The sequence below is a fragment of the Pseudoalteromonas sp. SIMBA_162 genome, from assembly GCF_046535955.1.
Classification (GTDB): Bacteria; Pseudomonadota; Gammaproteobacteria; order Enterobacterales; family Alteromonadaceae; genus Pseudoalteromonas; species Pseudoalteromonas marina.
This window is the reverse complement of the sequence record NZ_JAWJBQ010000669.1, coordinates 1-259: the sequence shown is the minus strand read 5'-3', so window position 1 is coordinate 259 and position 259 is coordinate 1. Positions and strand designations below refer to the sequence as shown.

Sequence of the window (259 nt, the reverse complement as noted above, 5' to 3'; positions counted from 1 at the left end):
ATCATGGCTGTTCTCGCGCGGACACTTGATGTCGAAGACCCGATCGAAGGCATCCAGCATCGCGTCATTGGGCAGATTCTCGATGCCGACGGTGCGGTCGCCCTGTACATTGGAATGGCCGCGTATCGGGCAGGCACCCGCGCCGGGCTTGCCGATATTGCCGCGCAGCAGCAACAGATTGATGATCTGCTGGATGGTGTCGCCGCCGCGCGCATGCTGGGTGATGCCCATGCCCCAGCAGCAGATCACGCGCTCGGCC

At 63.3% G+C, this 259-nt stretch carries 1 pseudogene; it reads right to left on the bottom strand.

Annotated elements, in window-relative coordinates:
• Window positions 1–259: pseudogene (locus R0J88_RS21340) on the bottom strand (CbbBc protein); the annotation flags it as partial.